Source organism: Serratia sp. CY81684 (assembly GCF_052166595.1).
Taxonomy (GTDB): domain Bacteria; phylum Pseudomonadota; class Gammaproteobacteria; order Enterobacterales; family Enterobacteriaceae; genus Serratia; species Serratia nematodiphila.
This window is the reverse complement of sequence record NZ_JBJNOO010000005.1, coordinates 157,022-175,750: the sequence shown is the minus strand read 5'-3', so window position 1 is coordinate 175,750 and position 18,729 is coordinate 157,022. Positions and strand designations below refer to the sequence as shown.

Here is an 18,729-nt window from a genome sequence, read left to right as displayed (position 1 = left end):
TTGATTATTCCTTGGAGGGTGTTTTGATAAAGTCAGCGCTATTGGTTCTGGAAGACGGAACCCAATTCCACGGTCGGGCCATCGGGGCAGAGGGAACGGCAGTGGGGGAAGTGGTCTTCAATACGTCGATGACCGGTTATCAAGAAATCCTCACTGATCCTTCCTATTCCCGCCAGATCGTTACTCTTACTTATCCTCATATCGGCAATGTCGGCACCAATGCTTCCGACGAAGAATCCTCCGCAGTACACGCCCAAGGCCTCGTCATTCGTGACCTCCCGCTGATCGCCAGCAACTACCGCAATGAAGAAAGCCTGTCCGACTACCTCAAGCGTCACAACATCGTGGCGATCGCTGATATTGATACCCGTAAATTGACTCGCCTGCTGCGCGAAAAAGGCGCCCAGAACGGCTGCATCATCGCCGCCGATTCGCCGGACGCCGCGCTGGCCCTGGCCAAGGCGCAAGGTTTCCCGGGGTTGAAGGGTATGGATCTGGCGAAAGAGGTCACCACTCAAGAGGCCTACAGCTGGCAGCAAGGCAGCTGGACGCTTGAAGGCGACCTGCCGGAAGCCAAAACCGCCGCGGAACTGCCGTTCCACGTGGTGGCTTACGACTACGGCGCCAAGCGCAACATCCTGCGCATGCTGGTGGATCGCGGTTGTCGCCTGACCGTGGTGCCGGCGCAGACCCCGGCCGACGAGGTGCTGAAAATGAATCCGGACGGCATCTTCCTGTCCAACGGCCCGGGCGATCCGGAGCCGTGCGACTACGCCATCACCGCCATCAAACAGTTCCTGGAAACCGACATTCCGGTGTTCGGCATCTGCCTGGGCCACCAGCTGCTGGCGCTGGCCAGCGGGGCGAAAACCATGAAGATGAAGCTCGGCCACCACGGCGGCAACCACCCGGTGAAGGATCTGGACAACAACACCGTGATGATCACCGCGCAGAACCACGGCTTTGCGGTAGATGAGAACAATCTGCCGGCGAACCTGCGCGTGACGCACAAATCGCTGTTCGACCACACGGTGCAGGGCATTCACCGCACCGACAAAGCGGCGTTCAGCTTCCAGGGCCACCCGGAAGCCAGCCCAGGCCCGCACGACGCCGCGCCGCTGTTCGATCACTTTATCGAACTGATTGAGACTTACCGTTCTAACGCCAAATAATCAGGAGCAGTAAAAAATGCCAAAACGTACAGACATAAAAAGCATCCTGATCCTCGGCGCTGGCCCGATCGTTATCGGCCAGGCGTGTGAGTTCGACTACTCGGGTGCCCAGGCGTGTAAAGCGCTGCGCGAAGAGGGTTACCGCGTCATTCTGGTCAACTCCAACCCGGCGACCATCATGACCGACCCGGAAATGGCCGACGCGACCTACATCGAGCCGATCCACTGGGAAGTGGTGCGCAAGATCATCGAAAAAGAGCGCCCGGATGCGGTGCTGCCGACCATGGGCGGCCAGACGGCGCTGAACTGCGCGCTGGAACTGGAGCGTCAGGGCGTGCTGGCCGAGTTCGGCGTTACCATGATCGGCGCCACCGCCGATGCGATTGACAAGGCCGAAGACCGTCGCCGTTTCGATGTGGCGATGAAGAAAATCGGTCTGGATACCGCGCGTTCCGGCATCGCGCACACCATGGAAGAAGCGCTGGCGGTGGCCGCTGACGTCGGCTTCCCGTGCATCATCCGTCCTTCCTTTACCATGGGCGGCACCGGCGGCGGCATCGCCTACAACCGCGAAGAGTTCGAAGAGATCTGCGAACGCGGCCTGGACCTGTCGCCGACCAACGAGCTGCTGATCGATGAATCGCTGATCGGTTGGAAAGAGTACGAGATGGAAGTGGTGCGTGATAAGAACGACAACTGCATCATCGTCTGCTCCATCGAAAACTTCGACGCCATGGGCATCCACACCGGCGACTCGATCACCGTCGCGCCGGCCCAGACCCTGACCGACAAGGAATACCAAATCATGCGCAACGCCTCGATGGCGGTGCTGCGTGAGATCGGCGTTGAAACCGGCGGCTCCAACGTGCAGTTCTCGGTCAACCCGAAAACCGGCCGCCTGATCGTCATCGAAATGAACCCGCGCGTATCGCGCTCTTCGGCGCTGGCGTCGAAAGCCACCGGCTTCCCGATCGCCAAGATCGCCGCCAAGCTGGCGGTGGGCTACACCCTCGATGAGCTGATGAACGACATCACCGGCGGCCGCACCCCGGCGTCGTTCGAGCCGTCCATCGACTACGTCGTCACCAAGATCCCGCGCTTCAACTTCGAGAAGTTCGCCGGCGCCAACGATCGCCTGACTACCCAGATGAAGTCGGTCGGTGAAGTGATGGCCATCGGCCGCACCCAGCAGGAATCGCTGCAAAAAGCGCTGCGCGGCCTGGAAGTGGGCGCCACCGGCTTCGACCCGAAAGTGAGCCTGGACGATCCGGAAGCGCTGACCAAAATCCGCCGCGAGCTGAAAGACGCCGGTTCCGACCGCATCTGGTACATCGCCGACGCCTTCCGCGCCGGTTTGTCGGTCGACGGCGTGTTCAACCTGACCAACGTCGACCGCTGGTTCCTGGTGCAGATTGAAGAGCTGGTGCGCCTGGAAGAGCAGGTGGCCGACGCGGGCATCAACGGCCTGAACCAAGAGTTCCTGCGCACCCTGAAGCGCAAAGGCTTCGCCGATGCGCGCCTGGCCAAGCTGGCCGGCGTCGCCGAGAGCGAAATTCGCAAGCTGCGCCACAGCTACGGCCTGCATCCGGTGTACAAGCGCGTGGATACCTGCGCGGCGGAATTCGCCACCGACACCGCCTATATGTACTCCACCTATGAAGAAGAGTGCGAGTCCAACCCGACCAACGACCGGCCGAAAGTGATGGTGCTGGGCGGCGGGCCGAACCGTATCGGCCAGGGCATCGAGTTTGACTACTGCTGCGTGCACGCTTCGCTGGCGCTGCGTGAAGACGGCTACGAGACCATCATGGTCAACTGTAACCCGGAAACCGTCTCCACCGACTACGACACCTCAGACCGCCTGTACTTTGAGCCGGTGACGCTGGAAGACGTGCTGGAAATCGTGCGCATCGAGAAGCCGAAGGGCGTGATCGTGCAGTATGGCGGCCAGACTCCGCTGAAGCTGGCGCGCGAGCTGGAAGCCGCAGGCGTGCCGGTTATCGGTACCAGTCCGGACGCCATCGACCGCGCCGAAGACCGCGAGCGCTTCCAGCAGGCGGTCAACCGTCTGGGCCTGAAGCAACCGGCCAACGCCACCGTGACCGCCATCGAACAGGCGGTGGAGAAGGCGGCGGCCATCGGCTATCCGCTGGTGGTGCGTCCTTCTTACGTGCTGGGCGGCCGGGCGATGGAAATCGTCTATGACGAAACCGACCTGCGCCGCTACTTCCAGACCGCGGTCAGCGTGTCCAACGATGCGCCGGTGTTGCTGGACCGCTTCCTGGACGATGCGGTGGAAGTGGACGTCGATGCTATCTGCGACGGCGAGCGCGTGCTGATTGGCGGCATCATGGAGCACATCGAGCAGGCGGGCGTGCACTCCGGCGACTCCGCGTGTTCGCTGCCGGCGTACACCCTGAGCCAGGAAATTCAGGACGTGATGCGTCGTCAGGTGGAAAAACTGGCGTTCGAGCTGCAGGTGCGCGGCCTGATGAATGTGCAGTTCGCGGTGAAAGACAACGAAGTCTACCTGATTGAAGTCAACCCGCGCGCCGCGCGCACCGTGCCGTTCGTCTCCAAAGCGACCGGCGTGCCGCTGGCCAAAGTGGCCGCGCGCGTGATGGCGGGCAAAACGCTGGTCGAGCAGGGCGTGACCGAAGAGATCATCCCGCCGTACTATTCGGTGAAAGAAGTGGTGCTGCCGTTCAACAAATTCCCGGGCGTCGACCCGATTCTGGGGCCGGAAATGCGCTCTACCGGGGAAGTGATGGGCGTGGGCCGCACCTTCGCGGAAGCCTTCTCCAAAGCGATGCTGGGCAGCAACTCGGGCATGAAGAAGCAGGGCCGCGCGCTGCTGTCGGTGCGTGAAGGCGATAAAGCCCGCGTGGTCGATTTGGCCGCCAGCCTGCTGAAGCAGGGCTTCGAGCTGGACGCCACCCACGGCACCGCGGTGGTGCTGGGCGAAGCGGGCATCAACCCGCGCCTGGTCAACAAGGTGCACGAAGGGCGTCCGCACATTCAGGACCGTATCAAGAACGGCGAGTACACCTACATCGTCAACACCACGGCAGGCCGTCAGGCGATTGAGGACTCCAAGCTGATTCGCCGCAGCGCACTGCAGTACAAGGTGCACTACGACACCACGCTGAACGGCGGCTTCGCCACCGCGATGGCGCTGAAAGCGGATCCGACCGAGCAGGTGACGTCGGTGCAGGAAATGCACGCGCGCATCGGCAAGTAACCGCGCGATAACGCAACGTAAGGGGCGCTGCAGATGCAGCGCCCTTTTTTATTCAGCGAATTTGTCGGCTGGCGTTAAAAATTTCCGCTATCAATCAGTGGGCAAACTGTCACTCTGTGTGATTGGTATATGCTTGGTGTATTGGCAAGGAACGAAGGAACGACGATAACAATGATTCTGATAATTTATGCTCACCCGTATCCCCGGCATTCGCATGCCAATCACCGCCTGCTGCAGGCGGTGAAGGATCTCCCCGAGGTGGAGGTGCGCTCGCTGTATGAGCTGTACCCCGATTTCAATATCGACATCAACGCCGAGCAGCGGGCGGTGGAGCGCGCCGACCTGGTGGTGCTGCAACATCCGATGCAGTGGTACAGCTTCCCGCCGTTGTTGAAGCTGTGGATCGACAAAGTGCTGGAGCACGGCTGGGCCTACGGCCACGACGGCAATGCGCTGGTGGGTAAAGATTGCCTGTGGGCGGTGACCAGCGGCGGTGACGAGCACCACTTCGAGCTGGGCGACTTCCCCAACTTCGCCGCGCTGGCGCAGCCGCTGCAGGCCACGGCGATCTATTGCGGCATGACCTGGCTGCCTTATTTCGCCGTGCACAATACCTTTACCTGCAACGAGCCGGCGCTGCTCGCCGCCGGCGAAGCCTACCGCCAGCGGCTGGTCGACTACCTGATGGAACATGCCGAAGCGGAAACCCGGGAGGCCAGCCATGGATAATCACCACATGATGATCGAAGGGCTGATCTACCTCGGCTCCGCGGCGCTGTTTGTACCGATCGCGGTGCGCCTGGGACTGGGCTCGGTGCTCGGTTACCTGATCGCCGGCTGTATCATTGGCCCCTGGGGGCTGAAGCTGGTGTCGGACGCCGAATCGATCCTGACCTTCGCCGAGATCGGCGTGGTGCTGATGCTGTTTATCATCGGCCTGGAGCTGGATCCTAAACGGCTGTGGACGCTGCGTGCCTCGGTGTTCGGCGGCGGCAGCATTCAGATGGTGGGCTGCGGCCTGGCGCTGAGCGCCTTCTGTTACTTCCTTGGCCTTAACTGGAAGGTGGCGTTGCTGATTGGCCTGACGCTGGCGCTCTCATCCACCGCCATTGCCATGCAGGCGATGAGCGAACGCAATCTGACGCCGTCGCCGATCGGCCGCAGCGCGTTTGCGGTGCTGCTGTTCCAGGATATCGCGGCGATCCCGCTGGTGGCGATGATCCCGCTGCTGGCCAGCAGCGGCGCCACCACCACGCTGGGCGCTTTCATGCTGTCGGCGGCCAAGGTGGTGGGCGCGTTGACGATGGTGGTGTTGCTCGGCCGCTACGTCACCCGTCCGCTGCTGCACTTCGTCGCCCGTTCGGGCATGCGCGAAGTGTTCAGCGCCGTGGCGCTGTTCCTGGTGTTCGGCTTCGGCATCCTGCTGGAGATGGCCGGGCTGTCGATGGCGATGGGGGCGTTCCTCGCCGGGGTGTTGTTGGCGAGCTCGGAATACCGCCACGCGCTGGAGAGCGATATTCAGCCGTTCAAGGGACTGCTGCTGGGGCTGTTCTTCATCGGCGTCGGCATGTCGATCGACTTCGGCACGCTGTTCCATCATCCGTTGCTGATCGCCTCGCTGCTGCTGGGCTTTATGCTGATCAAGGCGGCGTTGCTGTGGCTGATTGGGCCGCTGCTCGGCGTGCCGAAGCGCCAGCGCGGCCTGTTCGCCATTCTGCTGGGGCAGGGCAGTGAGTTCGCCTTCGTGATTTTCAGCGCCGCACAGCTGGCCGGCGTCTTGCCGGTTGAATGGGCCAAGTCGCTGACACTGGCGGTGGCGCTGTCGATGGCGGCCACCCCGCTGCTGTTGGTGATCGCCGCGCAGCTGGAGAAAAATGCGCCGAAAGAGGATCGCCCGGCTGACGTCATTGATGACGAGAACGCCAGCGTGATCATCGCCGGCTTCGGCCGTTTCGGCCAGATCGCCGGTCGTTTACTGTTGGCCAACGGCGTGCACACCGTGGTACTTGATCACGATCCGGACCATATCGAAACGCTGCGCAAATTCGATACCAAGGTGTTCTACGGCGACGCCACGCGCGCCGATCTGCTGGAGGCCGCCGGCGCCGCTCACGCCAAGGTGCTGATCAACGCCATCGACGACGTGGAGGACAGCCTGGCGTTAACCGAGCTGGCCAGGCAGCACTTCCCGCATCTGAAAGTGGTGGCGCGGGCGCGCGACGTCGATCACTGGTATCAGTTGCGGCAGCTGGGGGTGGAAAAACCGGAGCGCGAAACCTTCGAAAGCTCGCTGCGCGTCGGCCGTGAAACGCTGGAGTTGCTGGGGCTGGACGCCTATGAGGCGCGCGAGAAAGCGGACACGTTCCGTCGCTATAACCTGAAGATGCTGGAAGATACGCTGGATAATTACCAGGATACCGAGTTCCGTATCGCCAGCCTGCAGCGGGCCAAGGAGATGCTCAGCGCGGCCATCGAGCAGGATCAGAATCGGCTGGCGCGGGTGCAGCAGACCGGCTGGCGCGGCAGTATCGACGGCAAGGCGCCGGAGGATGAAGTGGTGGAAGCCAAAGGATAAGGGGAGGGGCGCCGTGATGGCGCCCCTTTTTTTGCTTAGCTCAGCGCCACCTTGATGCCTAAGGCGATCAACATGCCGCCCAGCAATTTGTCGACGATCTTCTGCGTCTTTTCCAGCCCGCGGCGCACCGGCCCGCTCTGGATCAAAAACACCAGCAGCGGCCACCAGATGACCGACAGGCCGAGAATAATCCCCGCGTACCACAGCTTGTCACCCAGACCGGAATCGATCTGCAGCACCTGGGTGAAGACCGCCAGGAAGAACAGGGTGGCTTTCGGATTCAGCAGGTTGCACAGGTAGCCTTGCGCAAAGGCGCTCTTCAGGCTGACCTGCTGCTGCGGCAGATTGCTGACGTTCATTTTGCCGCCGCCGCGCGACAGCAGCGCCTGGATGCCGATCCACACCAGATAGACCGCCCCGGCGTATTTCAGCAGGTTGAACAGCCACGGCGTGGTGGTGATCACCACCGCCAGCCCGGCGACGCAGTAGGACATGTGGGTGGCGACGCCGCAGATCACGCCGAAGGCGGTCATCATGGCGGCCAGCCGCGGGTAGCGGGCGGCGTTTTTGATCACCAGGAAAAAATCCGGGCCGGGGGAAAGCATGCCGAGGGCGGCAATGCCGGCGACGAACAGTGAAGTTTCAAGCATGGGAGGCGTCTCGCGCAAAAGGCAGCAATCTGGCGATAATAACGCCGCTTCCTCTGATGCGCATCAACCCAATGAGGTATTGTTAGGCTCTATGATAATAATTCATCTACCGCCCGCGACGGAGCACCATGCAGCAGACTACCGCCACAGACAGGCCGGAACCGCACCGGCAACAGCGTGAAATCACCCGACTGTGCATTCAATGCGCGTTGCTGCTGTTGCAGCACGGCGCCGAGAGCACGGTGGTGGAACAGTTATCAACTCGCCTGGGACTGGCGCTGGGCATGGACAGCGTGGAAAGCTCGATCTCCGCCAATGCGGTGGTATTGACCACTCTTAGCCATGGTGCCTGTCTGACCACCACCCGCAAGAACGTCGATCGCGGCATCAATATGCAGGTGGTGACCGAAGTGCAGCATATCGTGATCCTCGCCGAGCATCGCCTGGCGGATGCGCACGACGTGGCGCGCCGCTTTGAAAGGATCCGGCCGCTGCGCTACCCGCGCTGGCTGGTGGTATTGATGGTGGGGCTGTCCTGCGGGTGCTTCAGCATGCTCAACGGCGGTGGCGGCGACGCCTTCCTGGTGACCTTTATCGCCAGCGGCACGGCGATGTTGGTGCGCCAGATCCTCACCGCCCGCCAGATGAATCCGCTGATCAATTTCTGCCTGACGGCGTTTGTCGCGACGTCGATCTCCGGATTGCTGCTGCGCCTGCCGGCGTTTAAAGACACCTCGAGCGTGGCGATGGCCGCCAGCGTGCTGCTGCTGGTGCCGGGCTTCCCGCTGATCAACGCGGTGGCCGACATGTTCAAGGGGCATGTGAATACCGGGCTGGCGCGCTGGGCGATGGCCAGCCTGCTGACGCTGGCGACCTGTATCGGCGTGGTGATGGCGATGTCGCTGTGGGATCTGCGGGGGTGGTCATGAATCTGCTGTGGGCCTTGTTGCAGGAGATGTTGTTGGCGGCGGTGCCGGCGCTGGGCTTCGCCATGGTGTTTAACGTGCCGCTGCGTGCGCTGCGCTATTGCGCATTGCTCGGGGCTATCGGGCGCGGTTCGCGCATGCTGATGATGCATGCCGGCATGAACATCGAGTGGGCCTCGCTGCTGGCGGCGATCCTGATTGGCATCATCGGCATTTACTGGTCGCGCTGGCTGTTGGCGCACCCGAAGGTGTTCACCGTGGCGGCGGTGATCCCGATGTTCCCCGGCATTTCCGCCTATACCGCGATGATAACTGTGGTGGAGATCTCGCATCTGGGCTACAGCGAGGCCTTGATGGAGACCATGATCACCAACTTCCTCAAGGCCAGTTTCATCGTCGGTGCCTTGTCGATCGGCCTGTCGTTACCGGGCCTGTGGCTGTACCGCAAACGCCCCGGCGTGTGAAATTTCCCGGCGGAAGAACGTTGGTTATTAGATATGCTGATAAGAGCTATCTTATATATTCATCTTGCTTGATTAGCCTATCGACGGCACTCAGGCCTTTACGTATAGTGTCACCAATTTTGCTGCCTACACAGGGTTAAACAATGATTATCAGCCTGATCGCTGCCTTGGCGGCGGATCGCGTTATTGGCATGGAAAACGCCATGCCGTGGCACCTGCCGGCGGACCTTGCGTGGTTTAAACGCAACACGTTGAATAAGCCGGTTATTATGGGCCGCAAGACCTTCGAGTCCATCGGCCGCCCGCTGCCGGGCCGCCACAATATCGTTTTGAGCAGCCGCCCGGGCAGCGAAGCCGGGGTGACCTGGGTAACCTCGCTGGATGAGGCGCTGGCCGCCGCGGGCGACGTGGAGGAAGTGATGGTGATCGGCGGTGGGCGCATCTATACCCAGTTGCTGCCGCGCGCCGACCGTCTGTACCTGACGCACATCGACGCCGAAGTCGGCGGCGATACCCACTTCCCGGATTACGAGCCGGACGAGTGGGAAACCACGTTCAGCGAATTCCACGACGCCGACAATCTGAACTCGCACAGCTACTGTTTCGAAATCCTGCAGCGCCGCTGATCTCAGCGCGTTAGCCAGTTATCCCCGGGGGCGCAAGCAATTGCGCCCCCGGTCTTTTTACGCCGGTCATTCGTAACCTTTCCGTCACATTACCTGATTAGTATGAAGCCCAACTCCGAGCGCCACGGCAACTCTGGTGAATCTTGACCGCGGCGCCATAACTAAAAAGGTAACCACGTTATGACCAAGCAAATTGAGCAATTAGACGCCGACCGCCTGATCGATCCCACTCGCCGCAAGCTGTTGCTCGGCAGCGCCGGCGCCGTCGGCCTGGCCGGCTTTCTCGGCGGTGGCATCTGGTCGGTCTCCGCCGAGGCGTTGGCCGAGGATCTGCCGCCGAACAGGCTGCTGGGCTTTCAGGGCATCGCCGCATCTACCGCCGACGAGGTGACCATCGCGCCGGGCTACCGCGCGGAGGTGCTGATCTCCTGGGGCGAGCCGCTGGTGGACGGCGCGCCGGCCTTCGATCCGCAGGGCAACAACAGCGCCGCCGATCAGGAAAAACAGTTTGGCGACAACAATGACGGCATGAGCTTCTTCCCTATTGATGACAATCACGGCGTGATGGCCATCAATAACGAATACGTCAACGAACAGTATCTGTTCGCCCACGGCGGCGCCAAAGCCACCAGCCTGGAAGAGGTGCGCAAGTCACAGGCGGCGCACGGCGTCTCCATTGTGGCGGTCAAGCGTGTCGGCGACGGCCAGCGCTGGGAGGTGGAACGCCCGTCGCGCTATAACCGCCGCATCACCGCCAACAGCGAAATGCAGTTCAGCGGCCCGGCCGCCGGGCACCCGCTGCTGCAGACCGCCGCCGATCCGAGCGGCCGCAAGGTGCTGGGCACCTTCGGCAACTGCGCCAACGGCAAGACGCCGTGGGGGACCTATCTGACCTGCGAGGAAAACTTCGATACCTATTTCGGCACCCGTCAGGCCGATTATCGCACCACGCCGGAACAGAAGCGCTACACGCTGAAGGCCAGCGAACCGGAGCGCAACTGGCCGGACTATGATGAGCGCTTCGATGTGGCGAAGAACCCTAACGAATTCAACCGCCACGGCTGGATCGTCGAGATCGATCCGTTGGATCCGGCCTCGACGCCCATCAAGCACACCGCGCTCGGCCGCTTCAAACATGAAAACGCGGCGGTGACCGTGGCCAAAGACGGCCGTCTGGTGGTGTATATGGGCGACGACGAGCGCGGCGAACATATCTATAAATACGTCTCCAAAGGCGTGGTCGACGCCGCCAATCCGGCCAACAATCGCACGCTGCTGGACGAGGGGACGCTGTACGTGGCGCAGTTCGACGGCGATGAAGCCGGCACGCCGCTGAAGGGAAAAGGGCGCTGGATTGCGCTCGAGTTCGGCAAGAACGGCCTGACGCCGGAGAACGGCTTCCGCGACGAGGCCGAAGTGCTGATCTTCGCCCGCAAGGCGGCGCAGCAGGTCGGCGCCACCAAAATGGATCGCCCGGAGTGGATCGCGGTGAACCCGCATGACGGCCGCGCGTACTGTACGCTGACCAACAACAGCAAGCGCGGTGAGGAAGGGATGCCGCTGAACGCCGCCAACCCGCGGCCTAACAATATCTATGGCCAAATCATTCGCTGGGACGAGGGCGGCGACGCCACCGCCGACGTCTTCGCCTGGGACATCTATGCGCTGTGCGGCAACCCGATCGCCCACCCCGAAGGCGTCAACCGCGGCACGCCGAACATCACGGCGGAAAATACCTTCAACAGCCCGGACGGGCTGGGCTTCGATCGCGCCGGCCGCCTGTGGATCCTCACCGACGGCAAGTACAGCAACAAGGGCGATTATGTCGGGCAGGGCAACAACCAGATGCTGGTGGGCGATCCGATCAGCGGCGAGATCCGCCGTTTCATGGTGGGGCCGAAGTCCTGCGAACTGACCGGCATCACTTTCACCCCGGACTACAAGACGATGTTCGTCAACGTGCAGCATCCGGGAGAAGAGGGCGATTCGCACTTCCCGAACAACAGCCCGCGCCCGCGTTCATCGGTATTGATGATCACGCGTGAAGATGGCGGGGTGATTGGGGCGTAAGGCGATAATATAGAAAACAAAGGCGGCCACGGGGCCGCCTTTGTATTTTCAGGATGCGGCCAGTCTGCCGGCGTGGTCAGACGCCTCGCCCCGATTGGCGGGCTGCGTGAAGTAACGGCGGTCTTCCCAGCGCAGCATCGTCAGGTCGCCGCCCCAGCAGCAGCCGGTATCCAGCCCGATCACGCCTTCCGGCGTGCCCTTGCCTTCGAGCGAGGCCCAGTGGCCGAAGATGATGGTGTATTCCGGATCCACCAGGCGCGGCAGTTCGAACCACGGCTTCAGCGGCGCCGGCGCGCTGCCCGGCGCATCTTTGCAGATCATGTCGAGCTGGCCGTTGGGGAAGCAGTAGCGCATGCGCGTGAACGCATTGGTGCTGAAACGCAGGCGCGCCAGGCCGCTCAGCTCCGGCGCCCAGTTGTTCGGCATGTCGCCGTACATGGCGTCGAGGAACAGCGGATAGCTGTCGCTGCTCAATACCGCTTCCACTTCGCGCGCGCACATTTTCGCGGTGTCGATATCCCACTGCGGGGTGATGCCGGCGTGCGCCATCACCAGCTTTTGCTCATCATCCACCTGCAGCACCGGTTGGCGGCGCAGCCAGTTGATCAACTCGTCGGCGTCCGGCGCTTCCAGCAGCGGGGTGATGCGATCTTTGGGTTTGTTGCGGCTGATGCCGGCGTAGACCGCCAGCAGGTGCAGATCGTGGTTGCCCAGCACCATGCGCACCGCCGGACCGAGCGAGCGCACGTAGCGCAGCACGTCCAGCGAGGCGGGGCCGCGCGCCACCAGATCGCCGGTCAGCCACAGTTGATCGCGCTCGGGATCGAACGCAACCTGAGCCAGCAGCGACTTCAGTTCATCAAAACAGCCGTGAACGTCGCCGATAAGGTATGTCGACATAATTAATGGATCAGCGTTGGAATGGCTAAGCGAAAAACGGGAATAGCGGTGCGGAACGGCTGACCCTGATGGTCAACCATTTCGTAATGGCCTTCCATGGTGCCCAGCGGCGTTTCCAGAATGGCGCCGCTGGTGTACTGAAACTCTCCGCCGGGCGGAATGACGGGCTGTTCGCCGATCACGCCTTCGCCCTGGACTTCGGTTTGGCGGCCGTTGCTGTTGGTGATCAGCCAGTAACGGCCCAGCAGTTGCACGTTGGTCCGCCCCAGATTGCGGATGGTGATGGTATAGGCGAAGACGTAACGCTCTTCTTCAGGGATCGACTGTGATTCCACATAGATGCTCTGAACCTGAATACACACGCGGGGCGAATCAATCATGACAACAACTCCTTATTGCTGCGGCGCCGGATTGGCTGACAGCCAGTTCGCCAGCTTGCAGTACTGCGCCACAGAAATATTCTCTGCTCTGAGCGAAGGATCGACGCCCAGCTCCGTCAGCTGCTCCGGCGTGAACAGGTCGCCCAGGCTGTTGCGGATGGTTTTCCGCCGCTGGTTGAACGCCTGCGTGGTGATGCGGCTCAGCATGCGCACGTCGCCCACCGGATTCGGCAGCTCGGTGTGCGGGACCAGGCGCACCACGGCGGAATCGACCTTCGGCGGCGGCGCGAACGCGGTCGGCGGCACTTCCAGCACCGGAATGACGTTGCAGTAGTACTGCGCCATCACGGTCAAACGCCCGTAGGCCTTGCTGTTCGGGCCGGCCACCAGACGGTTGACCACCTCTTTTTGCAACATAAAGTGCATGTCGCGGATTGCCTGAGTATAGCTGAAAAGGTGGAACATCAGCGGCGTCGAAATATTGTACGGCAGGTTACCAAATACGCGCAGCGGTTGGCCAGCTTCCTCGGCCAGTTCAGCGAAATTCACCGTCATGGCGTCCTGCTGGCGGATGGTCAGCTTGTCTTTCAGCCGCGGGTGGTTCTCCAACCGGGTGGCCAGATCGCGGTCCAGTTCGATCACCGTCATGCGGTCCATGCGTGCGCCAACCGGCTCGGTCAAGGCGCCGAGGCCGGGGCCGATCTCGACCACCGCTTCGCCCGGCTGCGGGTGAATGGCGGAGACAATGCTATCGATGACAAACTGATCGGTTAAAAAGTTTTGTCCAAAGCGTTTGCGGGCAAAGTGCCCTTGGTGGACTCTGTTATTCATTACAATTAATTATCATTTTAATGGCGAGATTCAGGGCCGTTTGGAAACTGCCGACATCGGCGGTGCCGGTGCCGGCCAGTTCCAGAGCGGTACCGTGGTCGACCGAGGTGCGTATGAAAGGCAAACCGAGGGTGATATTCACCGCGCGGCCGAACCCTTGGTATTTTAGCACCGGCAACCCCTGATCGTGATACATCGCCAGCACCGCATCGGCATCTTGCAGATATTTGGGCTGGAACAGGGTGTCCGCCGGCAGCGGGCCGATCAGATGGATACCGTCAGCGCGCAGCGCGTCGAGCGCCGGGATGATGGTGTCTATCTCTTCGCGCCCCATATGGCCGCCTTCCCCGGCGTGGGGATTCAGACCGCAGACGTAAATGTGCGGCTGAGCGATGCCAAATTTGGTTTTCAGATCGTGGTCGAGAATGCGAATGACTTCGAACAGGCTCTGCTGCGTGATGGCGCCCGGCACCGCCAGCAGCGGCAGGTGGGTGGTCGCCAGCGCCACGCGCAGCTCTTCGGTCGCGAGCATCATCACCACGCGATCGCAGCGGCTGCGATCGGCAAAGAATTCGGTATGGCCGATAAACGGCACGCCGGCGTCGTTGATCACGCCTTTGTTCACCGGACCGGTGATCAGAGCGGCAAATTCGCCGTTCAGGCAGCCGTCGCAGGCGCGCGCCAGGGTTTCCACCACGTAGGCGCTGTTGCCGACGTTCAGTTCACCGGCGGTGACCGGCTGAGCGAGCGACACCGGCAGCACGGTCAGCGTGCCGGCGCGTTGCGCCTCGGCCGGTTGCTGCGGTTGGTAGTCGCGCAGCGTCAGCGGCAGGCCCAAACGCCTGGCGCGTTCAAGCAGCAGGGCCGGATCGGCGCACACCACCAGCTCAACAGGCCAATCCTGTTGCGCCAGGGCGGCTACCAAATCCGGCCCCACCCCGGCGGGTTCGCCGGGGGTAATGACGACGCGTTTATTGCTGTGCATCGCTGCCATCGAGGATCTTCACGTAAGCCTGGGCGCGCTGTTCCTGCATCCAGGTCTGCGCCTCTTCGGCGAACTTACGGTTGAACAGCATGCGGTAAGCGCGATCTTTCTGCGCGGCGTCGGTTTTATCCACCTGACGGGTATCCAGCAGCTGAATCAGGTGCCAACCGAAGGAAGAGTGGACCGGCGCGCTGATTTCACCTTTGCTCAGCTTCAGCAACGCATCGCGGAAGGCCGGATCGTAGATGTCCGGGGAGGCCCAGCCCAGATCGCCGCCCTGCATGGCGGAACCCGGATCCTGCGACAGCTGTTTGGCTTCGTCGGCGAATTTGGCGCGGCCGCTCTTGATGGCTTCCGCAACGGATTGCAGCTTGGCGCGCGCCTGATCGTCAGTCAGCACCACCGAAGGCTTCAGCAGGATGTGACGGGCGTGCACTTCGGTGACCGACACCGACTGGCTGGCGCCGCGGATGTCGTTCACTTTCAGGATGTGGAAGCCGACGCCGGAACGGATTGGGCCGACGACGTCGCCTTTCTTGGCGCTCACCAGACGTTCAGCGAACAGGGTCGGGATCTCTTGCAGCTTGCCCCAGCCCATGTTGCCGCCTTTCAGCGCCTGAGAGTCGGCGGAGTAAGTGATCGCCAGCTTGCCGAAGTCGGCGCCGCTGTTGATCTCACCCACCAGGCGTTTGGCCAGCTCTTCGGCTTTGTCGACCTGCTGCTGCGACGGGTTTTCCGGCAGCGGGATCAGAATGTGGCTGATGTTCATTTCGGTGTCGCTGCCGTTCTGCGCGCCCACCTGTTTGGCCAGCGCGTCCACTTCCTGCGGCAGGATGGTGACGCGGCGGCGCACTTCGTTGTTACGCACTTCGGAAATCAGCATCTCTTTGCGGATCTGCGAACGGTAGGTGTTGTAGTTCAACCCTTCGTACGACAGGCGGCTGCGCAGCTGATCGACGTTCATGCGGTTCTGCGCGGCGATGTTGGCGATCGCTTTGTCCAGCTCGGCGTCGGACACGGTAATGCCCATTTTCTTGGCCATCTGCAGCTGGATGTTATCCATGATCAGCCGTTCGATGATCTGATGGCGCAGCGTCTTGTCGTCCGGCAACTGTTGGCCGGCCTGCTGGGCGTTGAGCTTGACTGACTGCAACAGACCGTTGACGTCGCTTTCGAGTACCACGCCGTTATCCACGACGGCGGCGACTTTATCCACTTCTTGGGGTGCTGCGAACGCGGCATTGGCGCAAACCACCAATCCGAGAATAAGCGTTCTCCAGTTCTTCATACATTTCCCATTATGTAATCCGCAAATGCGGGTGAAAGTTCTCGTTTTCAAAGTGTTGCAAAGCGTCAGAATGCGCGCTGATACGGCAGAATGCCGGAGCGCAGCATTTCTGCGGAGCCGAGACTATGATCGCTGCTCAGGCCGCGCAGTTCGACGTTGAACGAAACTCTGTTGTCGTAAACGCTGGTATTGTTGCTGTTGTTCCAGTCGGTGATCTTGCGCTCATAGCCCAGGGTCACCGCCCAGCAGCAGGTGTTGTACTTCAGCCCCACCAGTTGATCGGCGGATTGTTTGGCGCGGGTGTCGTAGTAGTACGCCCCGACGACCGCCCAACGATCGGCGATCGGCCAACTGCCGGTGATGCCCACCTGCGAGATGCCGTCCTGGAAGGCCGGAACCGTTTTGGTGTTCAACGCCGTCTGGATGTATTCCGGCGTGGCGTAACGGTAGTTCAGCTGCACCACGCGCTCGGCATCCTGGCGGTATTCCACCACGCCGTTGCCCAGCGAGACGCTGTTCAGGCGGGTGTCATACTGCAGGCCACCGCGCAGGCCCCAACGATCGTCGATTTTCCAATAGGTATCGCCGGCCCAGGCCACGCTGCCGGTGTCGTCGTTGTTGTCGTAACCGGTCATCTGGTCACCGGTACGCGAACGGCTGAAGTAGTAGATTTGACCCACGGAAGCGTTAAAACGTTCCACCAGCGCGTCATCATAAATGCGCGTAGTCAAACCGGTAGAGACGCGGTTCTGCGAAGCGATGCGATCCAGGCCGCTGTAGGTGCGGTCGCGGAACAGGCCGGAGTAGTCGGTCTGCAACAGCGTGCTGTCGTAGGTGTAGATGTTGCTCTGGTCGCGGTACGGCACGTACAGGTACTGCACGCGCGGCTCCAGCGTCTGGGTGGCGCCTTCGGCCCAGATCATCGGCCTCTCGAACACCAGCTTGCCGTCTACCTTGAACTGTGGCAATACGCGGTTGACCGAGTCGTCGAGCTTCGGTGCGTCGGCTGCGCTTACTTGATTACGCATGGCGTAGTTAGCGGCGAAACCGTCAGGAATATCCTGCTGGTAGTGGGTCGCCATCACTTTGGCTTCGGTGTTCAGGCTGGCCCAGCCGTTGGTGAGCGGCAGACTCAGCGTCGGCTCCATGTGCAGACGGGTGGCGTCCGGGCTGTACGGGTTGACGCTGGTGAACTTGGCCGCCTGGCCGTAAATATGGAAATCGAACGGGCCGAGGTCGTTCTTGTAGTAGTTCAGATCCAGCTGCGGCTGTACTTTGTAGGTCTGCGACCAGGTACGATCGGTATTGTCGAAAATCTGGAACTGTTTGGAGCTCAGCGTGGCGTTCCAGTTCTCGTTGGCGTAGCCGAGGCTGAATTTCTGCGTGGCGTAGCCGTCGGTGGTGGAGCCGTACTTGGAGTCCAGATCGGTGAAGTATTTGTAATCGCTGACCTTGGTGTAGTCGACGTTGAAACGCCACACCTGATCCATAACGCCGTTGTGGTTCCAGTAGAACAGCCAGCGTTTGCTGTCGTCATTATCTTTACCGTATTCCTTGTCGTCCGGCAGCCAGTCGAACTCCATCAGGCCGAGGCCCGGCTGCACCAGATAGCGGAACTCGGTCTGCCACTGCAGGCCGCGTTTGGACATATAGTGTGGCGTGATGGTGGCATCGTAGTTCGGCGCGATGTTCCAGTAGTACGGCAACATGAATTCGAAGCCGTTGTTGCTGCCGTACTTGGCGTTCGGGATCAGGAAGCCGGAACGGCGCTTGTCGCCGACCGGCAATTGCAGGTATGGGCTGTAGAACACCGGCACGCCGCCGATGCGGAAGCGGGCGTTCCACACTTCCGCCACCTGCTCTTCGCGATCGTGGATCACTTCGGAACCGACCACGCTCCAGCTGTCGTCGCCCGGCAGACAGGAGGTAAAGGTGCCGTTTTCCAGAATGGTATAACGGTTGGCGCCGCGCATTTTCATCTTGTCGGCGTCGCCGCGCCCCTGGCGGCCGACCATCTGGTAGTCGCCTTCATAGACGTCGGTATCTTTGGTATTCAGGTTCGACCAGGCCTTAGGGCCTTTCAGTTTGATCTGATTGTCGCTGTAGTGCACGTCGCCGGTGGCGGTGACGGTGCGCACCGGTTCTGTCTGGCCAGGGTTTTGCGTCTGGTTCAGCTCGACTTCTTTGGCGGTCAGGGTGCTGTTGCCTTGCTCGATATGCACGTTGCCGCTGAACAGGGCGCTTTTCGGGTAGTCGGCGCGCGAGTCATCGGCATTGATGGTCACCGGCTGGCTGTTCGGATCGCCGCTGACCAAAGGCTTGTCGTAAACGGGAACGCCAAGCATGCATTGCTCGGCCAGATCAGCCAGCGCATGCTGACTGTAGAGTGCCGTCCAAATCATCGTGGCCAGCAGTGTTGGGAAACTTTTTTTCATACGCGGTTTTGGTGTTCCGTCATCAGAGGCGTCGTGTCCGGCAAACGGTCAGAGACTATATTACTCATCTGCGTTGCGCTAGTGCTAAATCCAGCCGTTTACTTGCGTCGTCGTTAGGCGCAAAGATAAATGACAGGTATGATAATCCAAATTCTAGGAAAAATCGCCTGCGCCCTTTCCTGAAGC

The 18,729-nt window shown here is 61.3% G+C and carries 15 protein-coding genes; 8 read left to right on the top strand and 7 right to left on the bottom strand.

Annotated features, from left to right (window positions below; all coding sequences use genetic code 11):
- The first annotated feature begins 23 nt into the window (after window positions 1-23).
- From carA to kefC, 4 genes are all read left to right on the top strand, one after another.
- Window positions 24-1,172 (top strand): glutamine-hydrolyzing carbamoyl-phosphate synthase small subunit, encoded by a 1,149-nt coding sequence (carA, locus tag ACJ8QF_RS18815; protein ID WP_004932920.1) that lies wholly within the window; start codon window positions 24-26, stop codon window positions 1,170-1,172.
- 16 nt (window positions 1,173-1,188) lie between these two features.
- Complete coding sequence (gene carB, locus ACJ8QF_RS18810) at window positions 1,189-4,413, top strand: carbamoyl-phosphate synthase large subunit (RefSeq protein ID WP_049187986.1); 3,225 nt, start codon at window positions 1,189-1,191, stop codon at window positions 4,411-4,413.
- 171 nt (window positions 4,414-4,584) lie between these two features.
- Entirely contained in the window at window positions 4,585-5,142 is a 558-nt protein-coding gene (gene kefF / locus ACJ8QF_RS18805; RefSeq protein ID WP_004932911.1) for a glutathione-regulated potassium-efflux system oxidoreductase KefF, read from the top strand.
- Window positions 5,135-6,988 (top strand): glutathione-regulated potassium-efflux system protein KefC, encoded by a 1,854-nt coding sequence (kefC, locus tag ACJ8QF_RS18800; RefSeq protein ID WP_021505358.1) that lies wholly within the window; start codon window positions 5,135-5,137, stop codon window positions 6,986-6,988. The genes kefF and kefC overlap by 8 nt, the downstream gene beginning before the upstream one ends.
- Window positions 6,989-7,023: 35 nt before the next feature.
- Here kefC and ACJ8QF_RS18795 read toward each other — a convergent pair whose 3' ends face one another.
- A complete protein-coding gene (locus ACJ8QF_RS18795) occupies window positions 7,024-7,638 on the bottom strand; it encodes a LysE family translocator (RefSeq protein ID WP_015376619.1) in 615 nt (204 codons plus the stop codon).
- A 128-nt stretch (window positions 7,639-7,766) separates the two neighbouring features.
- Between ACJ8QF_RS18795 and ACJ8QF_RS18790 the strand changes: the two genes are divergently transcribed.
- The 4 genes from ACJ8QF_RS18790 to ACJ8QF_RS18775 all read left to right on the top strand — a co-directional run bounded on the left by ACJ8QF_RS18790 (window position 7,767) and on the right by ACJ8QF_RS18775 (window position 11,724).
- On the top strand, window positions 7,767-8,567 hold the full coding sequence (locus ACJ8QF_RS18790) for a threonine/serine ThrE exporter family protein (RefSeq protein ID WP_015376620.1): 801 nt from the start codon (window positions 7,767-7,769) through the stop codon (window positions 8,565-8,567).
- Entirely contained in the window at window positions 8,564-9,028 is a 465-nt protein-coding gene (locus tag ACJ8QF_RS18785; protein ID WP_015376621.1) for a threonine/serine exporter, read from the top strand. The genes ACJ8QF_RS18790 and ACJ8QF_RS18785 overlap by 4 nt, the downstream gene beginning before the upstream one ends.
- Window positions 9,029-9,171: 143 nt before the next feature.
- Window positions 9,172-9,654 carry a type 3 dihydrofolate reductase gene (gene folA, locus ACJ8QF_RS18780; protein ID WP_016929122.1) on the top strand — a complete coding sequence of 161 codons (483 nt, stop codon included), beginning with the start codon at window positions 9,172-9,174 and terminating at the stop codon, window positions 9,652-9,654.
- Between the two features lie 180 nt (window positions 9,655-9,834).
- The gene (locus ACJ8QF_RS18775; RefSeq protein ID WP_442537754.1) at window positions 9,835-11,724 is read left to right on the top strand and encodes a PhoX family protein; all 1,890 of its coding nucleotides are present in this window, start codon (window positions 9,835-9,837) and stop codon (window positions 11,722-11,724) included.
- Window positions 11,725-11,772: 48 nt separating this feature from the next.
- On the opposite strand, the gene apaH is transcribed toward ACJ8QF_RS18775, so the two are convergent.
- The 6 genes from apaH to lptD form a co-directional block, all read right to left on the bottom strand.
- Window positions 11,773-12,624, bottom strand: coding sequence for a bis(5'-nucleosyl)-tetraphosphatase (symmetrical) ApaH (gene apaH, locus ACJ8QF_RS18770; protein WP_015376623.1), 852 nt, complete (start codon window positions 12,622-12,624; stop codon window positions 11,773-11,775).
- A gap of 2 nt (window positions 12,625-12,626) precedes the next feature.
- The gene (gene apaG / locus ACJ8QF_RS18765; protein WP_015376624.1) at window positions 12,627-13,004 is read right to left on the bottom strand and encodes a Co2+/Mg2+ efflux protein ApaG; all 378 of its coding nucleotides are present in this window, start codon (window positions 13,002-13,004) and stop codon (window positions 12,627-12,629) included.
- Window positions 13,005-13,016: 12 nt separating this feature from the next.
- Window positions 13,017-13,835 carry a 16S rRNA (adenine(1518)-N(6)/adenine(1519)-N(6))-dimethyltransferase RsmA gene (rsmA, locus tag ACJ8QF_RS18760; RefSeq protein WP_004932881.1) on the bottom strand — a complete coding sequence of 273 codons (819 nt, stop codon included), beginning with the start codon at window positions 13,833-13,835 and terminating at the stop codon, window positions 13,017-13,019.
- Window positions 13,828-14,820 carry a 4-hydroxythreonine-4-phosphate dehydrogenase PdxA gene (gene pdxA, locus ACJ8QF_RS18755; protein WP_277496152.1) on the bottom strand — a complete coding sequence of 331 codons (993 nt, stop codon included), beginning with the start codon at window positions 14,818-14,820 and terminating at the stop codon, window positions 13,828-13,830. The genes rsmA and pdxA overlap by 8 nt, the downstream gene beginning before the upstream one ends.
- Window positions 14,807-16,108: a peptidylprolyl isomerase SurA gene (gene surA / locus ACJ8QF_RS18750; RefSeq protein ID WP_004932876.1), complete on the bottom strand. Its 1,302-nt coding sequence runs from the start codon at window positions 16,106-16,108 to the stop codon at window positions 14,807-14,809. The genes pdxA and surA overlap by 14 nt, the downstream gene beginning before the upstream one ends.
- Window positions 16,109-16,173: 65 nt before the next feature.
- The gene (lptD, locus tag ACJ8QF_RS18745; protein ID WP_154870133.1) at window positions 16,174-18,543 is read right to left on the bottom strand and encodes an LPS assembly protein LptD; all 2,370 of its coding nucleotides are present in this window, start codon (window positions 18,541-18,543) and stop codon (window positions 16,174-16,176) included.
- Window positions 18,544-18,729: the final 186 nt, after the last annotated feature.